We start from the raw sequence: 23,902 nt of genomic DNA, 5'->3' as shown, positions 1-23,902 counted from the left end.
ATCAACCAAATGTCTTAACCCTGACGCAAGTTCTGCGCCGCCTTCACCATGTTCGCCAGCGCCGCGCGCGTCTCCGGCCAGCCGCGGGTTTTCAGGCCGCAGTCCGGGTTCACCCACAGGCGTTCCGCGGGGATGCGCTGGGCTGCTTTTTGCAGCAGGGCCTCAATCCACTCCACGCTTGGCACGTTCGGGGAGTGAATGTCATACACGCCCGGCCCTATTTCATTCGGGTAGTCGAACTCTTCAAACGACTCCAGCAGTTCCATGTCTGAACGCGAGGTCTCGATGGTAATAACGTCGGCATCCAGCGCGGCAATCGAATCCATGATGTCGTTAAATTCGCAGTAGCACATGTGGGTGTGGATCTGCGTGTCGTCCTTAGCGACGGCGGCGCTGATGCGGAACGCTTCCACGCCCCACCGTAAATAGGCATCCCAGTCGCTGCGGCGCAGCGGCAGACCTTCGCGCAGCGCCGGCTCGTCGATCTGAATGATGCCAATGCCCGCCGCCTCCAGATCCGCCACTTCATCCCGCAGCGCCAGCGCTATCTGTTTGGCGATGGTTTCGCGGGTCACGTCTTCGCGCGGGAAGGACCAGCAGAGGATCGTCACCGGCCCGGTCAGCATGCCTTTTACCGGCCTTTCGGTCAGCGACTGGGCATACTTCGCCCACTCAACCGTGATCGCTTCGGGGCGGCTGACGTCGCCAATGACTACCGGCGGCTTCACGCAGCGGGATCCGTAGCTCTGCACCCAGCCGTTCTGGGTAAAGACGAAGCCGTCCAGGTGTTCACCAAAGTATTCCACCATGTCGTTACGCTCGGCCTCGCCGTGTACCAGCACGTCCAGCCCGAGGCGTTCCTGCTCGACGATCGCCTGCTTGATGTGTTCGGCGATACCGGTGCGGTAGTGGTTCGCATCGAGGTTGCCCTTTTTGAAGTCCAGGCGCAGGCTGCGGATCTCCGTCGTTTGCGGGAAAGAGCCGATGGTCGTGGTCGGCCACGCGGGCAGGTTGAAGCGGGCGCGCTGGGCTTCGGCGCGCACCTCATACGGGCTTTGACGCTGGCTGTCCTGGCCGGTGATGGTCGCCAGACGTTTCTCCACCGCCGGGTTGTGCACGCGCGCCGAGTGGCGACGTGCCTGGATCGGTGCGCTCCAGTCGGCAATCGCCGCCGTATCGCCGCTGTTCAGGGCGTCGCGCAGCAGGGCCAGCTCTTCACATTTTTGCAGGGCGAAGGCAAACCAGCTTTTTACCTCGGCATCCAGTCGGGTCTCTACGCTCAGGTCGATCGGGCTGTGCAGCAGTGAACAGGAGGAGGCCACCCACAGCTCACGTTTGCCGACGATATCTTTGATTTGCGCATATTTCTCCGTCAGATCGGCGCGCCAGACGTTACGGCCGTTAATCAGGCCAGCGGAGAGCAGCCAGTCTGCGGGCAGTCGCTTGTGCAGTTCCGCGACATCGTCCTTACCGTGTACGAGGTCAACGTGCAGGCCCTGCACCGGCAGTCTGGCGATGGTGGCGAGGTTCGGCGTCACGCCCTCGAAATAGGTCGTCAGCAGCAGCTTCACCTGCCCTGTGAGCGCGTCATACGCCGGCCTGAAGGCGTCGAGCCAAACCTGGGGCAGCTCGAGCACCAGCGCCGGCTCGTCGATTTGCACCCACTGAATGCCGCGTTTGCCCAGCTCAATCAGCACCTGTTTGTAGACCGGCAGAATGTCCTTCAGCAGGCTCAGACGATCGAACTGCTCGCCTTTCACTTTGCCGAGCCACAGGTACGTTACCGGCCCCAGCAGCACCGGTTTTACCTGGTGGCCCAGCGCCAGCGCTTCGTCCACTTCATCCAGAAGCTGGGTCCAGGTCAGCCTGAACTGCTGACCTTTTACAAACTCCGGCACCATATAGTGATAGTTGGTGTTAAACCATTTGGTCATTTCCGCCGCCGCCGCTGGCTCACCCGTTGGCGCACGGCCACGGCCAATGCGGAACAGGGTATCGATATCTACCGACCCATCGTTGTTCTGATGACGAGCCGGCACGTTGCCAAGCAGCAGGCTGGTCGTCAGAACATGGTCGTACCAGGCAAAATCGCCCACCGGCAGCAGGTCAATGCCCGCCTGCTTTTGCTGCTCCCAGTGACGTGCACGAAGCTCACGCCCCACCGCCAGCAGTTCTTCACGGGTGGTATTACCCGCCCAGTAGCTTTCTTGCGCTTTTTTCAGCTCGCGACGCAGGCCAACGCGAGGGAAACCGAGAGTGTGATTGCGGATTGTCATGGCATACCCCTTGTAGAAATTCGTTATTTAGACGTCCAGATGTTTACACTTCTATAATTGGCAGGTACTGTATATTCCTCAAGCGCAAAATGTTCATGGCGAAGTGAAGGACTTTCATGATCGAGATTAAACACCTGAAAACGCTACAAGCGTTGCGGAACTGCGGTTCTCTTGCGGCGGCAGCGGCCACGCTGCACCAGACCCAGTCTGCCCTTTCGCACCAGTTCAGCGATCTGGAACAACGCCTCGGCTTCCGTCTTTTCGTGCGTAAGAGCCAGCCGCTGCGCTTTACGCCGCAGGGCGAAATTCTGCTTCAGCTGGCTAACCAGGTACTGCCGCAAATTGCCAGCGCGCTGCAGTCCTGCAACGAGCCGCAGCAGACCACGCTGCGCATCGCTATTGAGTGTCACAGCTGTATTCAGTGGCTGACCCCCGCGCTTGAGAACTTCCGCCAGAAGTGGCCGCAGGTGGAGATGGACTTCAAATCCGGCGTCACGTTTGATCCGCAGCCGTCGCTCCAGCAGGGCGAGCTGGATCTGGTGATGACCTCGGACATTCTGCCGCGCAGCGGCCTGCACTATTCGCCGATGTTTGATTTTGAGGTGCGTCTGGTACTGGCGCCGGATCACCCGCTGGCCGCCAAAACGCGCATTACGCCGGAAGATCTTGCCAGCGAAACGCTGCTGATTTACCCGGTGCAGCGCAGTCGCCTGGATATCTGGCGTCACTTCCTGCAGCCCGCTGGCATTAGCCCACAGCTGAAAAGCGTGGACAATACCCTGCTGCTGATCCAGATGGTGGCGGCCAGAATGGGGATCGCGGCGCTGCCGCACTGGGTGGTCGAGACCGTTGAACGCCAGGGTCTTGTCGTGACCAAAACCCTGGGTGAAGGACTGTGGAGCCGGCTGTACGCCGCCGTGCGCGACGGCGAGCAGCGTCAGCCGATTACGGAAGCGTTTATTCGCTCAGCGCGGAACCACGCGTGCGACCATCTTCCGTTTGTGCGGAGCGCGGAGCGACCCAGCGGCGATGTACCCACAGCGAAGCCAGGATCACCGTTCCCCCAATAAGGAAACTCGGCCAGTGCGGCTGTTCCTGCCAGATGGCGAGGTTCACCAGCAGCCCCGCCGGCACGTGCACGTTGTTCATGATCCCAAGCGTACCGGCGTCTACCTGCGTAGCGCCGTAGTTCCACATGAAATATCCCAGCCCTGACGCCACCACGCCCAGCCAGACCAGCACTCCCCACTGCACGGAGGTGGTCGGCAGCTTTTGCGGGTTGCCGAGCAGAAACCACGCCGCCACCGCGACGATCGCCGCGCCCGTATAGAACCACGCAAAGGCGTTGTGCTGCGGCATCGGGCGGGTTTCCATCAGGCGCTTGTAGCCCACCATACCGATGGCGAAGCTGATATTGGCGAGCTGGACGAACATCAGCCCGGTCCAGAAGTGATCGCTCACCTTGTCGTAGCGAATGATCGCCGCGCCAACCACCGCCAGCGCGGCGCTCAGCAGATATCCCCAGCGCAGGCGGCGCTTGCTCAGCAGATCGTAAATCAGCGTGATATAGAGCGGCGTAAGCACGGTAAAGAGCAGAAACTCCGAGACGGACAGGTAAACGTAAGCCCTGAAGCTGAACAGATACATGATGCCGAGCTGCATCGCGCCCACCAGCATGTACAGCAGAATGGTTTTCAGCGTTTGCCCGCGGGTGCGCAGGAACGGCAGGAATACCAGCGCCGCCAGCCCTACGCGCATCAGCACCGAGAAGTAGCTGTCGACCGATCCGGCAAGGTATTCGCCAATCAGGCTAAAGGAGAAGGCCCACAGGATAGTGGTGATAATGAGTAGCGCCACAATGCTTGTCTCTGAGAAAGAAGGAGAGGCATTGTAGCGAACTCTTTAGTTGACATCTGAACAATAAACAACCGAATGAAGATTATTCAAGGAACAGCTTGCGCAGGTATTTTGGTACCGCGTTGTCGCCGTTGGTGCCGATGACCTCCAGCTCCGGGTGCAGATCCTTCAGGCGCTGGTGCGCGTTCTGCATGATGCAGCCTTTGCCCGCCATAGAGAGCATCTCGGCATCGTTCATGCCGTCGCCAAAGGCGATGCAGTCTTTCAGATCAAAGCCCAGGCGTTTTGCTACCGCTTCCAGCGCATGGCCTTTGGACACCCCGCCCGCCATCACTTCCAGACAGGTCAGCGTGGAGAAGCTCACGTTTACGCGGTCGCCCCAGCGCGCGTTAATCGCCTGCTCCAGCGGCAGCAGGGCTTCGTGGCTTTCACAGGTAAAGAACACCTTGCTGATCCCTTCAGGATCCAGCAAACCCGGCTCATACAGGGAATAGCTGAACACCGCTTCCTTGAAGAAGCGCATTTCGTCCGGACGATGACGGTTCATAAACCATTCGTCGTCGCGGTAAACGTTGGTAACGATATCCGGGTTGTTATGCACCACGCCAAACAGATCGGTAGCAATATCGCGATCCAGGTTGTGGGTGAAAATCAGGTTGCCGTCCGTGTCATGCACGCGCGCGCCGTTGGAGGTGATCATGTACGACCTGATCTCCAGGTTATCGCGGATCTGCCCCACGTCCACGTGGTGGCGGCCCGTGGCGAACACAAAGTTCACGCCGCGGGCAGTCAGGAGTTTTAAGGTCTCTTTCGCGTAAGGCGACAGGGTGTGGTCGGGAGAAAGCAGCGTGCCATCTAAATCAGATGCAACAACCTGGTACATAGGGATTTAAACCTCTGGTAAAAGCAAGAATCAGTTATGCCTGTTGAAAAATTCAACAATGGCGTTGAGCGCGACTGAGCGCATAGCGTCCTTTTCAAAAAGGATCTCATGGTACGCGCCGTTGATGACCAGCGGTTTACCCCCTTCACAGGGATGGCCCGCGGCGGCGCGCAGTTCACAATAGCGGTCGTGCATGCGGTTATCTACCACACGCTCTTCTTCTGCCTGAATCAGGAGCGTCGGCGTGTCATCATCACCAACGCCAGCCAGCACCTGCTCACCGGCATGAATACCTTCCCGCACCCAGTGCCAGGTGGGGCCGCCAACGCGCAGGCGCGGCTCGTCGGCATAGAAGCGCAGGTTGCGGCGATAACGCTGCCGGCTGTGGGTTAAGACGTTGATGGCAAACGGCAAAGCCCGCCAGCGCCCCGTTCCGATGGCGTAACCTTCGCGAATGCGCTGATGGCCCTCAGCCCAGTCGAGAAGATGGCGCACCATCCAGTCCGGAAAACGTATCACGATGCCATACATCGGCGCGGTAAGCGCAATGGCATCGCACTGGTGATCGTAGCGCTGCAAAAAGAGCGTAGAAATGGCGCCGCCCATGGAGTGCGCCAGAATATAGCGCTTGCGCCACGGGCCGGGCTGCACTTCCTGCTGCCAGAAGGCGGCCAGATCGTCGACGTAATCGCTGAAGTTATCCACGTGTCCGCGATGGGTATCCGGCAACATCCGGCCGGAGAGTCCCTGCCCGCGATGGTCGATAATTAACACGTCAAAACCCAGATGGAACAGGTCATACGCCAGCTCGGCATATTTGATGTAGCTTTCGATACGCCCGGGGCAGACCACAATCACCCGGTCATTTTTTTCATCACGGAAACGAACGAAGCGTACCGGGATATCCCCGACGCCCGTAAACTCATCTTCCTCACGCTGGCGCCAGAAATCGGTCAGCGGCCCCATGGAGAAAGCAGCAAATGCGTTTTCTCGCGTTTCCCAGTCCTTTTTCTGCTGCAACATCGGGTTTCCACCCCCCGTTTTCAGGGAATATTGTTTTTTTCGTCACCGGTCACAAAATGACTCAACAATAGCGTATTGTGGCATAAAAACAGACGTTCCGGGAGCTTCAAATGACCTTCGAGTGGTGGTTCGCTTACCTGCTGACATCCATCATCCTCAGCCTTTCACCTGGCTCTGGCGCAATTAACACCATGACCACCTCCATCAACCATGGCTATCGCGGTGCGGTGGCGTCGATTGCCGGCTTACAGACCGGGCTCGGCATTCACATTGTGCTGGTGGGGATTGGCCTGGGGACGCTGTTCTCCCGCTCGGTGCTGGCCTTTGAGGTGCTGAAATGGGCAGGTGCGGCGTATCTGATTTGGCTCGGTATTCAGCAGTGGCGGGCGGCAGGCTCGATTGACCTGAACACGCTCTCCCGGACGCAAACCCGCGGGCACCTGTTTAAGCGCGCGGTATTCGTTAACCTGACCAATCCGAAAAGCATTGTGTTCCTTGCCGCCCTGTTTCCGCAGTTCATCGTGCCGCATCAGCCGCAGGTGATGCAGTACGTGGTGCTGGGCGCGACCACTATCATTGTCGACATCATCGTGATGATTGGTTACGCAACGCTGGCGCAGCGAATTGCGGCGTGGATCAAAGGGCCTAAGCAGATGAAGGCCCTGAATAAAGTCTTTGGTTCGCTGTTTATGCTGGTTGGCGCGCTGCTTGCGTCAGCGCGTCATGCTTAGCGAGAGAGGATAAGATGAATGCCGAAGCCGGCGAACAGCGCGCCGGCAAAGCCGTCGATCCACTTAGCGATGCGCTGGTAGCCGCGGCGCATCGCCGGTAAGGCGAACAGGCTGGCAACGATAGTGAACCAGGCAAACGTCTCAACAACGATCAGCAGGAATATCCCCCAGCGTGCGCCTGCGCCGACGCTGTCGCCGACAAACAGCGAGAACACAGAGCCGAAGTAGATGATCGCTTTCGGGTTCGCCAGGTTGGTCAGCAGCCCTTTCACAAAGCTACGGCCTCCGGTGGCCAGCTCTACCTTTGGCGCTTCCGGTTTTTTCGCTTCTTTCTTTAAGGCCCCGCGCAGCATCTGGTAGCCCATCCAGCACAGGTACAGACCGCCACCGACCATGATGATGTTATGCAGCCACGCCATCTTCGCCAGGATCAGGTTCAGACCGAGCAGCGCAACCGCTGCCCAGACCATGACGCCCATGGTAATACCGAGCACGCCCATCATCGCCTCTTTGCGGGAGCGGCTGACGGCCGTTTGCGACACGAAGAAAAAGTCAGGGCCAGGACTCATCAGCGCAACGATGTGCACTAACGCCACGGTGAGAAATAGCATTAACATAATTAGCTCGCGGGGAAATAATTCAGTGAGTCATCATCCTGGCACTTTTTAGCCCGGCTGACTACTCCTCATCATCACCATCAGCGTGGGAACGGATAAGCGCCATAAACTCTTTACCAAAGCGCTCCAGCTTACGCGTGCCGACGCCGTTGACGCTGAGCATCTCGCTGGCGCTGAGGGGCATCTGTTCGGCCATCTCAATCAGCGTCGCGTCGTTGAACACCACGTATGGCGGGATGTTCTCTTCATCAGCTATGGCTTTACGCAGCTTGCGCAGCTTGGCGAACAGCTTGCGGTCGTAGTTGCCGCCGTAGGATTTCTGCATCACGCGCGGCTTCAGGGCGATGACGCGCGGAACGGCGAGCTTCAGTTCAACTTCACCGCGCAGGACCGGTCGCGCGGCTTCGGTTAGCTGAAGCGCAGAGTGCTGGGCAATGTTTTGCGTGGCAAAGCCAAGGTGGATCAGCTGGCGGATGATACTCACCCAGTGCTCGTGGCTCTGGTCTTTACCGATGCCGTAAACCGGCAGCTTGTCGTGGCCCATGTCGCGGATACGCTGGTTGTTGGCACCGCGCAGCACTTCTACCACGTAGCCCATCCCGAAGCGCTGGTTCACGCGTCCGATAGTCGAGAGCGCTTTACGCGCGTCCATCAGGCCGTCGTACTGCTTCGGCGGGTCAAGGCAGATATCACAGTTGCCGCACGGCTCCTGGCGCCCTTCCCCAAAGTAGTTGAGCAGCACCAGGCGGCGGCAGGTCTGCGCTTCGGCAAACGCGCCCATCGCGTTGAGCTTGTGGCGCTCGATATCCTGCAATTGACCCTGCGGTTTCTCTTCCAGGCAGCGGCGCAGCCACGCCATGTCGGCCGGATCGTAAAACAGCATCGCTTCCGCAGGCAGGCCGTCGCGCCCCGCGCGGCCGGTTTCCTGATAGTAAGATTCGATGTTGCGCGGGATGTCGAAATGCACCACGAAGCGGACGTTGGGCTTGTTGATACCCATGCCGAACGCCACCGTCGCCACCACGATTTGCAAATCGTCGCGCTGGAATTTCTCCTGCACGTCGGCGCGGATGTGGTTCTCCAGCCCGGCGTGATAGGCCGCGGCGCTAAAGCCGCGGTTTTGCAGACGCGCGGCGGTGTCTTCCACCTTCGCGCGGCTGTTGCAGTAGATGATGCCGGACTTGCCGCGCTGCTCCTGCACGTAGCGTAAGAGCTGGTCCAGCGGCTTGAATTTTTCCATCAGCATGTAGCGGATGTTCGGGCGGTCGAAGCTGCTGACCTGAATGTAGGGGTCGTTCAGCCCCAGCAGGCGAACGATATCCAGACGCGTGGTGTCATCCGCCGTGGCGGTAAGCGCCATAAACGGCAGCTCAGGGAAGCGCTGACGCAGCTGGCCGAGAGCGGCATATTCGGGGCGGAAGTCATGCCCCCACTGTGAGATACAGTGCGCTTCATCCACCGCCAGCAGCACCGGATTCCAGTGCGCCAGGTGATCGAGGAAGTTGTCCAGCATCAGGCGCTCTGGCGCAATATACAGCAGGCGAACCTGCCCGGTACGGCACCCGGCCATCACCTCTTGCTGCTGCTCGCGGGTCTGGGTTGAGTTAAGACAGGCGGCAGCTACGCCGTTGGCGAGCAGCTGGTCGACCTGGTCTTTCATCAGGGAAATAAGCGGGGATACCACGACCGTCAGGCCGTTAAGCACCAGCGCGGGCACCTGATAGCAGAGCGATTTCCCGCCGCCGGTCGGCATCACCACCAGGCAATCGCGCCCTTCCAGCACGGTTTCAATGATGGTTTCCTGGCCAGGGCGGAACTGCTGATAGCCAAAGGTTTCATGCAAAACCTGTTTAGCCAGCGATTCCTGATTCAATACTTCCGCCTGCGCCACGTTAACCCCATATGCCAGAAATGAAACAGGCGCTATTTTCAGCGCCTGAGAGAGAAACTTCAACGTTTAACGAAAAAACATTCGAGCAGCTTAGAAAATATCGTTCAGCATCACGCCCACGCCGACGCGGGTCTGGTTGAAGTTATAGTCGATCAGCGATTCGCCGTAGCCGCTATATACCTGAGTATAAAGGCGTACGTGTTTCGTTACCGGGTAGCTCAGGCCCAGCTCAGCGCCGCCGTATCCGGTATTCCAGTTGTACTGACCTTTGGCGCTCAGCACCGCGTCACCCAGCTGATAGCCCACCTTAAGCTGGTAGTAACCCATGTATTTGGTGATATCCGGGTTGTCATCGGTATCGCCCACCACATACCACGGCTTCACTTCCACCATGAAATTGCCGTTCTGCGCCATCAGACGCGTATAGGCGCGGTTCCAGCTGCGTGAGGTTGGGTCGGAACGACCGTTGGAATCATGGTTGAAGCCCACCTCAACGTCGCGCAGCGTCCAGCCTGCAAACTCATAATCGGTGGCGAAACCGAGGAACAGCTGCGGTTCATAGTTGGTTTCGCGGAACGGTGAAGATTCGCCGCTGTTGGAGAGCTGCCACCAGGACTTCTGGGTGTACGACGCGCCAAGCACCGAGTTAGGCCCTAAAATCCCACGCCAGAACGGGAAGGCGAGGCTGAGCTGGAACTTCACCTCATCTTTACGCGCATTATCAGACCAGTTATAGGAGCTTATCGCCTCTTTGTTGAGATCGCTGGTCTGGGTGTAAATCACGTAGTTCGTGTCGTAAGGGTAAAGCGTGAACGGATTGTCATGCTCCTGAAGCATATTGGCGATGATGCTGCCCTGAACGGCAGGCTTATCATGCACCTCTTTGATCGTCGCTTCCTGCGCATATGCTGTGAGGGGCAGCGCAACCGCCGCCAGTAACCAACCCAGATACGTCCGCATCGGTGGTGTTCTCCTGAAATGGTGACATTTAATGAATAGTTTTGTCCGGGCATTCTACAGACTTCTGCGATAACTTCCGCTACCTCGTTTCTTAAAGTGGCATTCCTTAATCCTGAAGCATAAAATCAACATTTTGTTAACAACAAGGATGCCGCGTCTCATGTCAGCCACGCTAACTGCCGAAGAAACCTTAAAACTCGTGGGCGAGATTTTTGTGTACCACATGCCGTTCAACCGAGCGCTCGGTCTTGAGCTGGAGCGATACGAAAAAGACTTTGCCCAGCTGAGCTTCAATAACCAGCCAATGATGGTGGGTAACTGGGCGCAAAGCATTTTACACGGCGGCGTTATTGCCTCTGCGCTGGACGTGGCGGCAGGGCTGGTCTGCGTGGGCAGCACGCTGACGCGCCACGATACCATCAACGAAGATGAGCTGCGCCAGCGCCTTTCACGCATGGGCACCATCGATTTACGCGTCGACTACCTGCGTCCGGGGCGTGGAAATCGCTTTACCTGCACCAGCAGCCTGCTGCGCGCCGGGAATAAAGTTGCCGTTGCCCGCGTTGAGCTGCATAACGAAGAGCAGGTTTATATCGCCAGCGCAACCGCCACTTATATGGTGGGTTGAGGCGGCAAAATCGGGTAAAATTACTTCACTTTTTTGTAACGGATTTTCCCGATGGATGCTAAACAGACGCGGCAGGGCGTTTTACTCGCCCTTGCCGCTTATTTTATTTGGGGTATTGCACCAGCGTACTTCAAGCTTATCGCCTATGTACCGGCGGACGAGATCCTCACCCACCGCGTCATCTGGTCGTTTTTCTTTATGATCGCGCTGATGAGCATTAGCCGCCAGTGGTCAGGCGTCAAAACGCTGCTCAAAACCCCGAAGAAGGTGTTCCTGCTTGCGCTCTCCGCGGTGCTGATTGGCGGAAACTGGCTGCTGTTTATCTGGGCGGTAAATAACCACCACATGCTCGAAGCGAGCCTTGGCTACTTTATTAATCCGCTGGTGAATATTTTGCTGGGGATGATTTTCCTCGGCGAGCGGTTCCGCCGCATGCAGTGGGTGGCCGTGATTCTGGCCTTCTGCGGCGTGCTGGTGCAGTTGTGGACCTTCGGCTCGCTGCCGGTTATCGCCCTGGGGCTGGCATTCAGCTTTGCGTTTTACGGCCTGGTGCGTAAGAAAATTGCCGTAGAAGCGCAGACGGGAATGCTGTTTGAAACCCTGTGGCTGCTGCCGGTTGCCGCGATCTACCTGTTTGGCATTGCCGACAGCGCGACGAGCCACATGGGCAGCAACCCGTGGACGCTGAACCTGATGCTGATGGCCGCAGGCGTGGTCACGACGATCCCCCTTCTGTGCTTCACCGGCGCGGCAACGCGTCTTCGCCTCTCCACGCTGGGCTTCTTCCAGTACATTGGCCCGACGCTAATGTTCCTGCTGGCAGTGGTGTTTTACGGCGAAGTGCCGGGGGCAGATAAGATGGTCACGTTCGCGTTTATCTGGGTGGCGCTGGCGATATTTGTCGCCGATGCGATTTATACCCAGCGCCGGGTGCGTAAAGGGTTGTGATGCTGCCCTCACCCTCTCCCACCGGGAGAGGGAATTCGCCTGGATCTTACAGCCAGTTCTTCCGCTTGAAGTACAGATACGGCGCCAGCCCCGCGAGGATCATAAAGATAATCGCCCCCGGGTAGCCAAAGCTCCACTTCAGCTCCGGCATAAACTCAAAGTTCATCCCGTAGCTGGATGCCACCAGCGTCGGCGGCAGGAACACCACGGATACCACCGAGAAGATCTTGATAATGCGGTTCTGCTCGATGTTGATAAAGCCCATCGCCGCCTGCATCAGGAAGTTCACCTTCTGGAACAGGGATTCGTTGTGCGGCAGCAGGGATTCGATATCGCGTAAGATCTCACGCGCCTGCTCCAGCTGGCCGCCCGGCAGACGCGCCTTGCGCACCAGGAAGTTCAGCGCGCGCTGGGTATCCATCAGACACAGGCGCACCTTCCAGCCGATATCTTCCAGCTCCGCCAGCGTGGACAACGCTTCGTCGTACTCATCGCCCTGATGGCCTTCCATGATCACCCGGCTCAGCTTTTCCAGATCGCTGTAGATGTTTTCAATTTCATCCGCCAGCTGTTCGATTTTGGTTTCAAACAGGTCCAGCAGCAGCTCGTAGGCGTTGCCGTCCATCATCGCCTGGCTGCGGGCGCGCATGCGGTAGAGACGAAACGCAGGCAGTTCGCGCTCGCGCAGGGTAAACAGGCGGCCATCACGGATGGTGAACGCCACGGTGGAGTTCCCCGCGTGGTCTTCGGCATCTTCAAAGAAGAAGAAGGAGTGAATGTGCAGGCCGTCTTCGTCTTCAAAAAAACGGGCGGATGCTTCGATGTCTTCCAGTTCCGGGCGTGTCGCCAGGCTTTGCCCCAGTTCAGATTGTACGCGAAGGCGTTCATCGTCGTCCGGCTCGACCAGATCCACCCATACGGCATCAATGAGGGGCTGTGACTCTTCGGCTTCAAGCCGAGTCAGTCGGTTATTTTCGAGTTGAAATGCGCTCAACATGACCGGGACTCCCAATGCAAAAAATATCGGACAGTTCGGTGGGCACACAGAAACAAATTGGGTTTCAGACCATTAAACAGCCTGACTCAGCGCGACGGGAATGATGCAGTCGCTGACAACCACTAAGGCCATCAGCAAGAGGAGATAGCCTTAGGAGTTGTTCCTGGATGACAGGGAATTGAGCCAGTATCTACTGGGTGTGTCCAAGGCGAATGTCCTCTTAGCGTAATCGTGCGCGCATGTTACGCCAGCAATAACTGTGGCGTCAACACGCAACGGAACGCTGAAGGGCATTAATTGACCTTCAACGTATAAGGCTAGCAGATTATTACAAAATAGTGATATTTTTCTGAAAGTTACACACTTTCCAGCTTCGCATAGGCCGCTACCAGCCATTTGATCCCCTGCCCCTGGAACGCGACCTGCAAACGGCTGTGCTCGCCGCTGCCTTCCAGGTTTACGATGGTTCCTTCGCCAAACTTCGAATGGCGAACGCGCTGGCCCAGCTTGTAGCCGGTGTCGGTTTCAGAGATTGGCGACCCCATACGCTGATGGCTGACCGGACGGCTGATGCTGGCGCGCAGACGCACCTCTTCCACGCACTCTTCCGGCAGCTCGCCGATAAAGCGCGACGGACGGTGATACACCTCTTTCCCGTACAGACGGCGGGTTTCGGCGTAGGTCAGCGTCAGCTTCTGCATCGCACGGGTCACGCCCACGTAGGCCAGACGACGCTCCTCTTCCAGCCGTCCGCCCTCATCCAGCGACATCTGGCTCGGGAACATGCCTTCTTCCATCCCGACGATAAACACCTGCGGGAACTCCAGACCTTTCGCGGAGTGCAGGGTCATCAGCTGAACCGCATCCTGCCAGGTATCGGCCTGCCCTTCACCCGCCTCAAGCGCGGCGTGAGAGAGGAATGCCTGCAACGGCATCAGGTCTTCATCTTCTTCGTTGTAGCTGAACTGGCGCGTTGCCGTCACCAGTTCCTCTAAGTTCTCAATACGGGTCTGGCCCTTCTCGCCTTTTTCCTGCTCGTACATGGTGCGCAGGCCGGAGTCTTTGATCACCCGGTCGGTCTGCACGTGCAGCGGCATGTCGGCGGTTTCCTGCGCCAGCGCGTCAATTAGCTCCAGGAAGCGCTGCAGCGCGCTCGCGGCGCGCCCGGCGAGGGCTTTTTCCTGTAACAGCTCGCGGCACGCCTGCCAGAGCGTGAGCTGGCGATCGCGCGAGGCCTGGCGCACCACGTCCAGCGTACGGTCACCGATGCCGCGCGTCGGCGTGTTTACCACGCGCTCAAACGCCGCATCGTCGTTACGGTTGGCAATCAGGCGCAGATACGAAAGGGCATCTTTGATTTCCTGACGTTCGAAGAAGCGCATACCGCCATAAATACGGTACGGCATGCTCACCTGTAACAGCGCCTCTTCCAGCACGCGCGACTGGGCGTTGCTGCGATAGAGAATGGCACACTGCTCCAGCGCGCCGCCGTTGTCCTGCCAGGTTTTGATACGGTTCACCACGAAGCGCGCTTCGTCGAGCTCGTTGAAGGCGCAGTAAATCGAAATAGGTTCGCCGTCGACGCCGTCCGTCCACAGCTTTTTACCCAGACGCCCGTTGTTGTTTTCAATCAGGGCGTTGGCCGCGCTCAGAATGTTGCTGGTTGAACGATAGTTCTGCTCCAGTCGGATGGTTTGCGCGCCGGGGAAATCGTTGAGGAAGCGCTGGATGTTCTCTACCTGCGCCCCGCGCCAGCCGTAGATAGACTGGTCGTCATCCCCTACGATCATCACCTTGCCGGTATCCCCCGCCAGCAGGCGGATCCAGGCGTACTGGATGTTGTTGGTATCCTGGAATTCGTCCACCAGGATGTTGGTGAAGCGCTCGCGGTAATGTTGCAGGATATGCGGCTTATTCAGCCACAGCTCGTGGGCGCGCAGCAGCAGCTCGGCAAAATCGACCAGGCCGGCGCGGTCGCACGCTTCCTGATAGGCCTTGTACACGTTCTGCCAGGTCTGCTCGACCGGGTTGCCGAAGCTCTGAATGTGGTGCGGGCGCAGCCCCTCGTCTTTCTGACCGTTGATGTACCACATCGCCTGACGCGGCGGCCACTGCTTCTCGTCGAGGTTCATCGCCTTAATCAGGCGTTTAAGCAGGCGAAGCTGGTCTTCACTGTCGAGGATCTGGAAATCCTGCGGCAGGTTGGCGTCCATGTGATGTGCGCGCAGCAGACGGTGCGCCAGGCCGTGGAAGGTGCCAACCCACATGCCGCCCTGGCTGGTGCCCATCAGCTGTGCGATACGGTGGCGCATCTCTGCCGCCGCCTTGTTGGTAAACGTCACCGCCATGATGGAGTACGGCGAACAGTTCTCCACGCTCTGGAGCCAGGCGATACGGTGAACCAGCACGCGCGTCTTACCACTGCCCGCTCCAGCCAGTACCAGCAGGTTTGTACGCGAGGCGGCAACCGCGTCACGCTGTTTGTCATTAAGGCTGTCGAGCAGGTAAGAAACGTCCATTGGCACCGTCACGTCATGTCGGGCAGGCGAATGTTTCCACTCGCCAAAACCCTGTTAATTTATACAGAACAATTGATGATTATATCAGCGTCGTGAGGGATGCCAACCGTGAAATTTCCACGTGCGGCAGAAGACGGCTGTCGGATGTGGTCATCAGGTCGGCGTTTTCCGGCTTGATCCAGCAGGCCTGCATGCCGCAGCGGATCGCCCCGGCAACGTCCGTGGTCAGGTCATCGCCCACGTGCAGAATTTCACCGAGCGGTAAGCCCAGCTTTTCCGCCGCCAGATGATACATATCGTTGAACGGCTTCGAGCGTCCGTGCGGGCCCGCGCGCAGCACGAACTGAAAATAATTCCCCAGGCCAAACAGTTCTGGCTGGGCATTGCCGTTTGTTATTGCCACCAGCGGCCATTTCGCGGCCAGTTTAGCCAGCGTGTCGTGGGTTTCCTGCGGCACGTCGATGCGGCTACGCCATCTGGCGAAGTTTTCCATGGCCGCTTCGGCACCCACGGCCGCTTCCTGCGCGCTCAGGCCCGCGTTGAGCATTGCCTGCTCAACAGCACGACGACGCCATTCGGTTACGTCGTGGTAAATCTCCGGTTCGGTTTCCCGCAGGGACTGGCGCAGCAGCTGGAAGTCTTTGTTCTGCATCGCTTTCAGCGCAGGATGATAGTTCTGCACAAACGCCAGCGACTCCTGCTCGGTGCGCACGATCACCGGGCGGTTGTCGTAAAGAGTGTCATCAAGATCAAACGTCAGGGCTGAGATCTGACCGAGTGGGCGGTAAAAACGCATTATTTCCCCCGTTTGGCGCGTGGATGCGCCGCGTCATACACCGAGGCAAGGTGTTGGAAGTCTAAGTGGGTATAGATTTGAGTGGTCGACAGATTCGCGTGACCAAGAAGTTCCTGCACGCCGCGCAGGTCGCCGCTCGATTCCAGCATGTGCGTCGCAAAGGAGTGGCGCAGCTTGTGCGGGTGAACGTGGCTGTTCAGCCCCTGTTTGATCCCCCACTCCGCAAAGCGCTTCTGCACGTTACGCGCCGAGATCCGCTTGCCGAGCTTCGATAAGAACAGCGCATCGTCTTCCGCGCCAAACAACCCGCGCAGATCCAGCCAGTGCTCGATCCACGAGACGGCGTTGCGGCCAATCGGCAGGCGGCGCTCTTTGCTGCCCTTGCCCATTACCCAAACTTCACCCGTTTCCAGATCGAGGTGTTTTATGTCGAGATTGACCAGCTCTGACAGACGCAGCCCGGCACCGTACATTACTTCCAGCATCGCGCGGTCGCGCACGGCCAGCGGATCGTTAAGATCGATATCCAGCAGGCGGTTTACGTCGTCAACGTCGATATTTTTAGGCAGATGGCGCGGAGCCTTTGGCGTGGCAATACCCTTTGCCGGGTTGGCTTTCAGGCTGCCCTGGCTGACCAGCCAGTCGAAGAAGCTGCGCAGCGCAGAGAGCCGGAGCGCCAGGCTCGCCGGGCTTAAGTTTTTTTTACGGCTACGCACCACGAAGCCGCGTACCGTCGCGGCGTCGCACTGCTGCCAGCTTTTAAGGCCGATGTCGCCGGCAATCTGCATGATGGCTTCAAGCTGGCGCCGATAGTTCAGCAGCGTGACGGGGCTGAGCTGGCGTTCCACGCTCAGGTAACGCAGAAAGCGCGTGACGTCAGCGGCGAGGAGATCGTCCATCATACGCGCTCGATCCAGCGCTCCAGCAGCTCGGGCAGCATCAGTGCTACCTCCTGCAACAGCTGCGTGCCCTGCCCTTGCTCATAGTGATGCGCGTCGCGGCTGGTAAATAACATCACGCCCAGATCGCCGTCGCGCCCCATCAGCGACATCGCCACCGAGCCGATGGCTTTAGCTTCAGGCAGCACCACCAGCAGCTCTGGCCCGTTCAGCGGCCCCAGATAATGGTGCTCGTGGCCCAGACGCTGAATGCGCAGCGGCTCAAACGCCTGACGGCTCAGCGCCAGGTGGGTAAAACCGGACGGCGCACCAATACGCCAGCGGTCAGGGAACAGGCGGATAGTTGCGCCTGCCAGCCCCAGCTCGCGCGCCCAGCGATGGAAGCGGTTGAGGAACTCTTCGAGGCTGTGCGCAGAAGCCAGGCGCGCCTGCAGGTGCAGAAGGCGGTAGAACAGGCTTTCGTTAGTGCTGGCCTGCTCCATCAGCAGCGTCATGTTCTCTTCGAGCTGGCTGATGTGGTTGCGCGAGCGCGCCATGTGCCATTCGACCAGCGACACGGTCTCGCGAACCGGATGCGGCACGCGCATCCGTTCGACGACGCGTGCATTGCGGATAAAAAACTCAGGATTGTTCAGCAGGTAATCCACAACTGCGCTATCGTCCAGCTCCGTTACGGGTTCCTGCAGTTCTTCCCCTGGTTGCTTCATAGATGGATAAACCCGTCATAAACATGTGTCGCCGGGCCAGTCATGTACAGTGGATGACCCGGTCCTTTCCAGGCGATATCAAGCCGCCCGCCTGGCAATTCCACGCGAACCTCTTCCGCCAGTAACCCCTGGGAGATACCAACAGCCACGGCCGCACAGGCACCGCTTCCGCAGGCCTGGGTTTCGCCCGCGCCGCGCTCGTAAACCCGCAGGCGAATGTGTTCACGCTTCACCACCTGCATGAAGCCGATGTTCGCCCGCTCAGGAAAGCGTTCATGGCCTTCAAGCACCGGGCCAAGCGTTTCAACCGCAGCGGTGGCAACATCATCCACCTGAATTACGCAGTGCGGGTTACCCATCGAGACGACGCCGCACAATACTGTCTGCTCGGCGGCACGCATGATATAGGTCTTTTCCGCTTTGTTGGCGCGAAACGGCACGGCAGACGGTTCGAAGTTCGGCTCGCCCATGTTCACGCGCACCAGCTCGTCGTCAGTGACGCTGAGCACCATCCGGCCATTGGCCGTGCTGACGCGGATATCGCGCTTGTTGGTCAGCCCTTTCAGGCGAACAAAGCGGGCAAAACAGCGCGCGCCGTTGCCGCACTGGGAGACTTCACTGCCGTCGGCGTTAAAAATGCGATAGTGGAAGTCCAGGTCAGGATCGTAAGGAGGTTCCACCACCAGCAGCTGATCAAACCCCACCCCCACGTGTCGATCCGCCAGACGACGGATCAGCTCCGGGGAGAAAAAAACATTCTGCGTTACCGCGTCGACGACCATAAAATCGTTGCCAAGGCCATGCATCTTAGAGAACTGCATCATTTGCTCCATTGCGCGGGTACAGAACGTAATCGTCAGAGATTGACCTGAGTCGGGCCACCGTTGTTGCCGCGATCGTTAGTATTCGGCGTTGATGACTCGATACCACTTTGCACCGGTTTCGTCGGCGGTGGTGCGTTTTTATCCTCTGGCGGGAAGTACAGCGGCCCTTTCAGTCCACAGCCGGTCAGGCTAAACAGAGTGACAAGAACGGCAAGCGTTCGAAAGACGTTTTTCATGTAGAGGTTGCCCGTAAGTTCAAATCTGTTTCTATCATCGCAGGAGAAGACACAAAAGCAAGAGTTTGCCGCTTTCCTGCAACGGGAATTATTTAGCGTTATACTGCCGCCATCACGAAAAACAGGAACAACACCATGAACGACAGTGAATTTCATCGCCTCGCCGACACCCTGTGGATGACCATCGAAGAGCGTCTGGACGACTGGGACGGCGACAGCGATATCGATTGTGAAATCAACGGCGGGATCCTGACCCTGAGTTTTGAAAACGGCAGCAAAATCATTATTAACCGCCAGGAGCCACTTCACCAGGTATGGCTGGCGGCCAAACAGGGCGGCTATCACTTTGATCTGAAAGGTGACGAGTGGATTTGCGACCGCAGCGGCGAAACGTTCTGGGATCTGCTGGAGCAGGCAGCGACGGCGCAGGCGGGCGAGGACGTGAGTTTCAGGTAGTTTTTTGCTGCCCGGTGGCGGCTACGCACCGGGCCTGCAACGGCTCGAAAAGCGCAAGCGCCACCCGGCTAAAAGACTCAGGAGAAATACTGCTGCAACAGCGGTGCGGTATCCTGATTAGCAGGCACGGCGGGCGTAATCGCCTGCGTACGGAACGGGATCACCTGCGCGCGCCCGTCGACGTTCACAATCTGGTAGAACTGCGGCAGGTTGAAGTTGATGAAGCTTGAGCCGTAGGTGAAGCGGTCGTGCGAGGACGAATAGAAGCGGCTGACGTCGCGCACCAGCTCCTCTTTGCTGCCTTCACAGTGGTGATACACCTCGGCGCGGTTGGTTTCATCCAGAATGTAGATGTTAAATCCGGCGTTGTCGCCCGACTCTTCGAAGAAGAACTGAATAATCCCTTCACTCGCAAAGCCGTCCACCACCTGCGGCAGCTTGACGTGGTTGGTTTCCACCTGAACGGACAAGCCATGCAGCTTGTTGTGCGAAATCGCGCCGTAGAACTCAATGGCGTTTTCCAGCTTCTGCACCGACACGTTCAGACGTTCAAAGAACAGGCCCCAGGTCTGACCGGAGACGCGCAGCGCTTTGAAACGCCCGGTTTCCTGACGGGTGCTGGAGAGGCGCAGCTCGATGCACTCTGAAACCAGCTGCTGTACGCGGGTACGAATCAGGCCGCGCAGGTGCTGGCTGTAGCAGAACACTTCCACGCTGTCCGGCGGCGCGGCGTCCTGATGCATCTTGCCGAGGATGGTTTTCAGCGCTTCGATCATCGCCTGCTCGCCGTTGAAGTGCAGGGTACGCACTTCGTTCCACGAGTTGCGGTACAGCAGATCCACGCTACCCACCAGGCAGTTTTGCTGCTCGCCGAAGCTAAAGACGTCCAGCTTGCGGAAGTCGAAATGGACCACCTGATTGCGGAAGGCCGCCGTCGGGTCATATTCCAGGTTGACGATGATCGCCAGGTGGCGAATCTCGCATGGGCTATAGAGCGCTTTCGGCGTTGGCGCCGGCAGGCGCAGCGGGAAGTGGTGGGAGACATCCGCCACCATCTCCTGCAATTTGGCTAAATCGACCACCTCGTTGCCTTTGATAAACAGGCGGGTGCGCGAGGTCAGCAGGCCGTTAAACCAGGCCCAGGCCACCAGCTTGTTCAGGTAGCGATTATACTCCAGCGGCTGATGGCTGATGATCGAGTCCATGCTTGGCGCACGGTTGTACAGATACCATCCGGTGCGGTTAGCGCGGCCCGGCGGCACGTAGATAAAGGTCAGATTCGGCTCAGACAGGTCAGGCGAAATCTGCGGGTTCACCAGGGTAACTTTGCCCGGCAGCGCTTCAAACGCGGCGTACAGCTTACGGGTCAACACCCCGATATCCTGCGGGCTGGCGGAAACGCTCAGGTTGTTTCGGCGAGCAAAGCGGATCAGGTTACGGTAGCTCTGCATCATCGCATCGAGCAATTCGTTGTGCGCTTCACGCACCTGATCGATCTTCCAGTTGGCGCGGTTGTCGAGCATAGAGAGGCGCTCTTCGTCCCATCCCCACTCTTTTACCAGCTGGCTCACCACTTCACGACGCCAGCCAACGCAGGCGCGCTCGCGGCTCAGTTTTTCACAGACTTTGAGGTAGAAACACCGGCGCACCAGGTCAAGACGCGTGGTGTCATCAATGGCCGTCAGGTATTCGGTAACGCGTTCCAGCATCATGCAGTAGGCATCAAGCCCGTAGGAGACAATCTCTCCGTCGTGCAGACGCTGCTTGATATCTTTCGCCAGCAGGCGCGGCGTTGGGTATTCCCAGGAATAGGCTTCCAGCAGCAGGGTTTTCAGCACCGCTTTGTACGGCGAATCAATACTTTTATAGAGCTGCCAGAGGCTTGCGCCAAAGTACTCTTCGGCGGACAGGGAGCTAAGGCCGCCCAGATCCAGCCACTCGTTTGGCGTCAGGACGCCCTGCGAGTAGAGCGACATAACGTAGTCGTCGTAATGCTCTTCTTCATCGCACGGCACCATATTCCACAGAATACGCTTCCCGGCCAGACGAACGGCAGTACGGTAAAATTCATCCAGCAGCAGGATGTGCTGAGTCGAGCCGCAGTCTTCACCACCCAGACTGCCGCTTTCATTATGGCGGAAACGGTTTTCATCAATGAGGAAGAAGCTCACTTCCACGCCGAGCGACGCCGCCCAGCTCTCCAGCAGGCTGCATTTACGCTGCAGCAGCTGGCGCTCTTCGTTATCGAGCCATGACTGATGGCAGACCCAAATATCCAGGTCAGACGAACAGCTTTGCCCAACCGAGGACGTACTGCCCATGGAGTAAACCCCGGTGATCGGCAGCTCACCTTTCGGCGAGACCTGCGGCGGCATGCCGCGGTAAAGCTCAAGTTCAGTCAGGTAATGCTGTTGGGTTTCATCAGGCGTGAAGAGGCAAATGCCCTGGGGAACGTTACCATCGAGGTAACCCGGCATTAGCGGATGGTGATAGTGCAACAATGTCGGCAGTAGACTGTATACCTGCTGGAAAGCAGGGCCCATGGCAGCAAGCGCGCGATCGACACGCAGTTGGTTGATGGCATCCAGTCTCTGTTTCAGAGTCTCAATATAGAGGTACAAGACGTATCGCCTGATGTTTCCGGGTGTCGCACGCCAGTCAAAACAGAAAAAGCAGCGGACCCGCAGTATTTCAAAAAGATAACCGTTACCCTTCTTTCGCCTTTTGCTTTTCTGGTGGTACAGACGAAAAAATGGTCTAAAACGTGATCAATTTAACACCTTGCCGGTTGACCGTAAAGAAAGATGCGCTACATACAAGTGTAGCACCGTTCTGCACGTGTAAATTCCTGAATACGGCTGTGGCTGACAAGAACGCCGCCCGTCCCTCTCACTCTTCATCAACCGTAAAACTGCCATCCGAGTGTCAACAATGTTAGGATGGTTAGCGATTGATAATGACGGTAACAAGCATGTTAGACAATGTTTTGAGAATTGCCACACGCCAAAGTCCTCTTGCGCTCTGGCAGGCACATTATGTTAAGCAGCGCCTGGAAGCCTGCCACACCGGATTACGCGTTGAGCTGGTGCCTATGGTTACGCGTGGCGATGTCATTCTTGATACGCCGCTGGCCAAGGTCGGTGGGAAGGGCCTGTTTGTCAAAGAGCTGGAACTGGCATTGCTTGAGAACCGCGCCGATATCGCCGTGCATTCGATGAAGGATGTGCCCGTTGAGTTCCCGGAAGGGCTGGGGCTGGTGACCATCTGCGAGCGCGAGGATCCTCGCGATGCGTTTGTCTCTAACCGCTATGCGTCGCTCGACGCTTTGCCAGAGGGCAGCGTGGTCGGCACGTCAAGCTTACGCCGCCAGTGTCAGCTGGCTGAACGTCGCCCTGACCTGGTGATTCGTTCGCTGCGGGGTAACGTCGGCACGCGCCTTGGCAAGCTGGATAACGGCGACTACGATGCCATTATCCTTGCGGTTGCAGGTCTGAAACGCCTGGGGCTGGAGTCGCGCATTCGCGTGGCGCTGCCGCCCGAGCTGTCGCTGCCCGCCGTCGGTCAGGGTGCCGTCGGCATTGAGTGCCGTCTGGACGATGCGCGCACTCAGGAACTGCTCGCGCCGCTGAATCATGACGACACCGCCGTTCGCGTAAAAGCCGAGCGCGCAATGAATACTCGCCTTGAAGGTGGCTGCCAGGTGCCAATTGGCAGCTATGCTGAATTAACCGAGGGTGAACTGTGGCTGCGTGCGCTGGTCGGCGCGCCGGACGGTTCACGGATGGTGCGCGGTGAACGCCGCGGCACGCCGCAGGATGCCGAGCAGCTTGGCGTGTCGCTGGCGGAAGAACTGCTGAATAACGGCGCACGTGAAATTCTGGCCGAGGTCTATAACGGAGAGCCCCCTGCATGAGTATTCTTGTCACCCGCCCTTCTCCCGCAGGAGAGCAGTTAGTGAGCCGTCTGCGCACACTGGGGCAGGTGGCCTGGAGTTTTCCGCTGATTGAATTCTCCCCCGGTCGCGAGCTGTCCACGCTCACGAACCAGATGAATATCCTCCGCGAAGGAGATCTGCTCTTTGCCCTGTCGCAGCATGCCGTGGAGTTTGCCCATGCGCAGCTGCAACAGCAGGCCGTTAACTGGCCCCAGGCCCCGCACTATTTCGCCATCGGGCGCACCACCGCGCTGGCCTTACATACCGCCAGCGGAATAGATGTTCGTTACCCGTTAGATCGGGAAATCAGCGAAGTCTTGCTACAATTACCTGAATTACAAACTATTGCCGGAAAGCGCGCGCTCATTTTGCGCGGCAACGGTGGCCGCGAGCTGCTGGGCGAAACGCTGCGGGAACGCGGTGCGGACGTGACGTTTGTTGAGTGCTATCAGCGTTGTGCAAAACATTATGATGGTGCGGAAGAAGCGATGCGCTGGCAGGCGCGCGGAATTAATACGCTGGTCGTCACCAGCGGTGAAATGTTACAACAGCTTTGGTCGCTGATACCGCTCTGGTATCGCGAAAACTGGTTACTCCGCTGTCGGCTTCTGGTCGTCAGCGAGCGTCTGGCGAACCACGCCCGGGAACTGGGCTGGCAGGATATTCGGATCGCTGATAACGCCGACAACGATGCGCTGCTGCGCGCATTACAATAACTCT

Annotated in this window: 23 protein-coding genes; 7 read left to right on the top strand and 16 right to left on the bottom strand. The window is 58.2% G+C overall.

Annotated elements, in window-relative coordinates; translation table 11 throughout:
* Positions 1–14 precede the first annotated feature (14 nt).
* Positions 15–2,276 carry a 5-methyltetrahydropteroyltriglutamate--homocysteine S-methyltransferase gene (gene metE / locus IM304_RS14015; protein ID WP_193355345.1) on the bottom strand — a complete coding sequence of 754 codons (2,262 nt, stop codon included), beginning with the start codon at positions 2,274–2,276 and terminating at the stop codon, positions 15–17.
* A 116-nt stretch (positions 2,277–2,392) separates the two neighbouring features.
* Between metE and metR the strand changes: the two genes are divergently transcribed.
* Positions 2,393–3,346 carry an HTH-type transcriptional regulator MetR gene (metR, locus tag IM304_RS14010; RefSeq protein ID WP_063868862.1) on the top strand — a complete coding sequence of 318 codons (954 nt, stop codon included), beginning with the start codon at positions 2,393–2,395 and terminating at the stop codon, positions 3,344–3,346.
* Here the strand turns inward: metR and IM304_RS14005 are convergent.
* The 3 genes from IM304_RS14005 to pldB form a co-directional block, all read right to left on the bottom strand.
* Positions 3,234–4,133 (bottom strand): carboxylate/amino acid/amine transporter, encoded by a 900-nt coding sequence (locus tag IM304_RS14005; RefSeq protein ID WP_193355346.1) that lies wholly within the window; start codon positions 4,131–4,133, stop codon positions 3,234–3,236. The genes metR and IM304_RS14005 overlap by 113 nt on opposite strands.
* An 82-nt stretch (positions 4,134–4,215) precedes the next feature.
* Positions 4,216–5,016: a sugar/pyridoxal phosphate phosphatase YigL gene (gene yigL, locus IM304_RS14000; protein ID WP_148421605.1), complete on the bottom strand. Its 801-nt coding sequence runs from the start codon at positions 5,014–5,016 to the stop codon at positions 4,216–4,218.
* Between the two features lie 30 nt (positions 5,017–5,046).
* Entirely contained in the window at positions 5,047–6,039 is a 993-nt protein-coding gene (gene pldB / locus IM304_RS13995) for a lysophospholipase L2 (RefSeq protein WP_193355347.1), read from the bottom strand.
* Between the two features lie 110 nt (positions 6,040–6,149).
* On the opposite strand from pldB, the gene rhtB reads away from it, so the two are divergent.
* On the top strand, positions 6,150–6,770 hold the full coding sequence (gene rhtB / locus IM304_RS13990) for a homoserine/homoserine lactone efflux protein (RefSeq protein ID WP_148421609.1): 621 nt from the start codon (positions 6,150–6,152) through the stop codon (positions 6,768–6,770).
* Here the strand turns inward: rhtB and rhtC are convergent.
* The 3 genes from rhtC to pldA all read right to left on the bottom strand — a co-directional run bounded on the left by rhtC (position 6,767) and on the right by pldA (position 10,238).
* Complete coding sequence (rhtC, locus tag IM304_RS13985) at positions 6,767–7,387, bottom strand: threonine export protein RhtC (RefSeq protein ID WP_148421611.1); 621 nt, start codon at positions 7,385–7,387, stop codon at positions 6,767–6,769. The two genes, rhtB and rhtC, sit on opposite strands and share 4 nt — an antisense overlap.
* Positions 7,388–7,448: 61 nt before the next feature.
* Complete coding sequence (gene recQ, locus IM304_RS13980; protein WP_148421613.1) at positions 7,449–9,278, bottom strand: ATP-dependent DNA helicase RecQ; 1,830 nt, start codon at positions 9,276–9,278, stop codon at positions 7,449–7,451.
* A 90-nt stretch (positions 9,279–9,368) separates the two neighbouring features.
* Positions 9,369–10,238, bottom strand: a complete 870-nt coding sequence (pldA, locus tag IM304_RS13975; RefSeq protein ID WP_148421615.1) for a phospholipase A — start codon at positions 10,236–10,238, stop codon at positions 9,369–9,371.
* Positions 10,239–10,398: 160 nt separating this feature from the next.
* Here pldA and yigI point away from each other — a divergent pair, with 160 nt between their 5' ends.
* Positions 10,399–10,866: an acyl-CoA thioesterase YigI gene (gene yigI / locus IM304_RS13970; protein ID WP_006812366.1), complete on the top strand. Its 468-nt coding sequence runs from the start codon at positions 10,399–10,401 to the stop codon at positions 10,864–10,866.
* A 51-nt stretch (positions 10,867–10,917) separates the two neighbouring features.
* The gene (rarD, locus tag IM304_RS13965) at positions 10,918–11,814 is read left to right on the top strand and encodes an EamA family transporter RarD (RefSeq protein ID WP_193355348.1); all 897 of its coding nucleotides are present in this window, start codon (positions 10,918–10,920) and stop codon (positions 11,812–11,814) included.
* A gap of 46 nt (positions 11,815–11,860) precedes the next feature.
* Here rarD and corA read toward each other — a convergent pair whose 3' ends face one another.
* The 8 genes from corA to IM304_RS13930 all read right to left on the bottom strand — a co-directional run bounded on the left by corA (position 11,861) and on the right by IM304_RS13930 (position 18,792).
* Positions 11,861–12,811, bottom strand: coding sequence for a magnesium/cobalt transporter CorA (gene corA / locus IM304_RS13960; protein ID WP_003860807.1), 951 nt, complete (start codon positions 12,809–12,811; stop codon positions 11,861–11,863).
* 150 nt (positions 12,812–12,961) lie between these two features.
* Positions 12,962–13,018, bottom strand: a complete 57-nt coding sequence (gene ysgD, locus IM304_RS22285; protein ID WP_212743980.1) for a YsgD/CorL family protein — start codon at positions 13,016–13,018, stop codon at positions 12,962–12,964.
* A gap of 149 nt (positions 13,019–13,167) precedes the next feature.
* Positions 13,168–15,330 carry a DNA helicase II gene (gene uvrD / locus IM304_RS13955; protein WP_148421619.1) on the bottom strand — a complete coding sequence of 721 codons (2,163 nt, stop codon included), beginning with the start codon at positions 15,328–15,330 and terminating at the stop codon, positions 13,168–13,170.
* A 79-nt stretch (positions 15,331–15,409) separates the two neighbouring features.
* Entirely contained in the window at positions 15,410–16,126 is a 717-nt protein-coding gene (gene yigB / locus IM304_RS13950) for a 5-amino-6-(5-phospho-D-ribitylamino)uracil phosphatase YigB (protein WP_148421621.1), read from the bottom strand.
* Complete coding sequence (xerC, locus tag IM304_RS13945) at positions 16,126–17,028, bottom strand: tyrosine recombinase XerC (protein WP_148421623.1); 903 nt, start codon at positions 17,026–17,028, stop codon at positions 16,126–16,128. The genes yigB and xerC overlap by 1 nt, the downstream gene beginning before the upstream one ends.
* On the bottom strand, positions 17,025–17,732 hold the full coding sequence (locus IM304_RS13940; RefSeq protein ID WP_148421625.1) for a DUF484 domain-containing protein: 708 nt from the start codon (positions 17,730–17,732) through the stop codon (positions 17,025–17,027). Before IM304_RS13940 ends, xerC begins: the two co-directional genes overlap by 4 nt.
* The gene (gene dapF / locus IM304_RS13935; protein ID WP_148421689.1) at positions 17,729–18,553 is read right to left on the bottom strand and encodes a diaminopimelate epimerase; all 825 of its coding nucleotides are present in this window, start codon (positions 18,551–18,553) and stop codon (positions 17,729–17,731) included. Before dapF ends, IM304_RS13940 begins: the two co-directional genes overlap by 4 nt.
* A 35-nt stretch (positions 18,554–18,588) precedes the next feature.
* Entirely contained in the window at positions 18,589–18,792 is a 204-nt protein-coding gene (locus tag IM304_RS13930) for a lipoprotein (protein WP_148421627.1), read from the bottom strand.
* A 135-nt stretch (positions 18,793–18,927) separates the two neighbouring features.
* On the opposite strand from IM304_RS13930, the gene cyaY reads away from it, so the two are divergent.
* On the top strand, positions 18,928–19,248 hold the full coding sequence (cyaY, locus tag IM304_RS13925; protein WP_148421629.1) for an iron donor protein CyaY: 321 nt from the start codon (positions 18,928–18,930) through the stop codon (positions 19,246–19,248).
* Positions 19,249–19,325: 77 nt separating this feature from the next.
* Here the strand turns inward: cyaY and cyaA are convergent, their stop codons facing one another.
* The gene (gene cyaA / locus IM304_RS13920) at positions 19,326–21,869 is read right to left on the bottom strand and encodes a class I adenylate cyclase (RefSeq protein ID WP_148421631.1); all 2,544 of its coding nucleotides are present in this window, start codon (positions 21,867–21,869) and stop codon (positions 19,326–19,328) included.
* 350 nt (positions 21,870–22,219) lie between these two features.
* On the opposite strand from cyaA, the gene hemC reads away from it, so the two are divergent.
* Together hemC and hemD are read left to right on the top strand one after the other, a co-directional pair.
* Positions 22,220–23,161: a hydroxymethylbilane synthase gene (gene hemC, locus IM304_RS13915; protein WP_148421633.1), complete on the top strand. Its 942-nt coding sequence runs from the start codon at positions 22,220–22,222 to the stop codon at positions 23,159–23,161.
* Positions 23,158–23,898 (top strand): uroporphyrinogen-III synthase, encoded by a 741-nt coding sequence (gene hemD, locus IM304_RS13910; protein ID WP_193355349.1) that lies wholly within the window; start codon positions 23,158–23,160, stop codon positions 23,896–23,898. Before hemC ends, hemD begins: the two co-directional genes overlap by 4 nt.
* Positions 23,899–23,902: the final 4 nt, after the last annotated feature.

The sequence above is a fragment of the Enterobacter cloacae complex sp. P40C2 genome (genome assembly GCF_014930695.1).
Classification (GTDB): domain Bacteria; phylum Pseudomonadota; class Gammaproteobacteria; order Enterobacterales; family Enterobacteriaceae; genus Enterobacter; species Enterobacter pasteurii.
The sequence above is the reverse complement of the archived record's forward strand: the minus strand, read 5'-3'. Positions and strand labels throughout refer to the sequence as shown.

Coding starts and splice junctions, on each gene's coding strand:
- metE (WP_193355345.1), bottom strand. CDS start 2,276: ATGACAATCCGCAATCACACTCTCGGTTTCCCTCGCGTTGGCCTGCGT.
- metR (WP_063868862.1), top strand. CDS start 2,393: ATGATCGAGATTAAACACCTGAAAACGCTACAAGCGTTGCGGAACTGC.
- yigL (WP_148421605.1), bottom strand. CDS start 5,016: ATGTACCAGGTTGTTGCATCTGATTTAGATGGCACGCTGCTTTCTCCC.
- pldB (WP_193355347.1), bottom strand. CDS start 6,039: ATGTTGCAGCAGAAAAAGGACTGGGAAACGCGAGAAAACGCATTTGCT.
- rhtB (WP_148421609.1), top strand. CDS start 6,150: ATGACCTTCGAGTGGTGGTTCGCTTACCTGCTGACATCCATCATCCTC.
- rhtC (WP_148421611.1), bottom strand. CDS start 7,387: ATGTTAATGCTATTTCTCACCGTGGCGTTAGTGCACATCGTTGCGCTG.
- pldA (WP_148421615.1), bottom strand. CDS start 10,238: ATGCGGACGTATCTGGGTTGGTTACTGGCGGCGGTTGCGCTGCCCCTC.
- yigI (WP_006812366.1), top strand. CDS start 10,399: ATGTCAGCCACGCTAACTGCCGAAGAAACCTTAAAACTCGTGGGCGAG.
- rarD (WP_193355348.1), top strand. CDS start 10,918: ATGGATGCTAAACAGACGCGGCAGGGCGTTTTACTCGCCCTTGCCGCT.
- corA (WP_003860807.1), bottom strand. CDS start 12,811: ATGTTGAGCGCATTTCAACTCGAAAATAACCGACTGACTCGGCTTGAA.
- uvrD (WP_148421619.1), bottom strand. CDS start 15,330: ATGGACGTTTCTTACCTGCTCGACAGCCTTAATGACAAACAGCGTGAC.
- yigB (WP_148421621.1), bottom strand. CDS start 16,126: ATGCGTTTTTACCGCCCACTCGGTCAGATCTCAGCCCTGACGTTTGAT.
- xerC (WP_148421623.1), bottom strand. CDS start 17,028: ATGATGGACGATCTCCTCGCCGCTGACGTCACGCGCTTTCTGCGTTAC.
- IM304_RS13940 (WP_148421625.1), bottom strand. CDS start 17,732: ATGAAGCAACCAGGGGAAGAACTGCAGGAACCCGTAACGGAGCTGGAC.
- dapF (WP_148421689.1), bottom strand. CDS start 18,553: ATGCAGTTCTCTAAGATGCATGGCCTTGGCAACGATTTTATGGTCGTC.
- IM304_RS13930 (WP_148421627.1), bottom strand. CDS start 18,792: ATGAAAAACGTCTTTCGAACGCTTGCCGTTCTTGTCACTCTGTTTAGC.
- cyaY (WP_148421629.1), top strand. CDS start 18,928: ATGAACGACAGTGAATTTCATCGCCTCGCCGACACCCTGTGGATGACC.
- hemC (WP_148421633.1), top strand. CDS start 22,220: ATGTTAGACAATGTTTTGAGAATTGCCACACGCCAAAGTCCTCTTGCG.
- hemD (WP_193355349.1), top strand. CDS start 23,158: ATGAGTATTCTTGTCACCCGCCCTTCTCCCGCAGGAGAGCAGTTAGTG.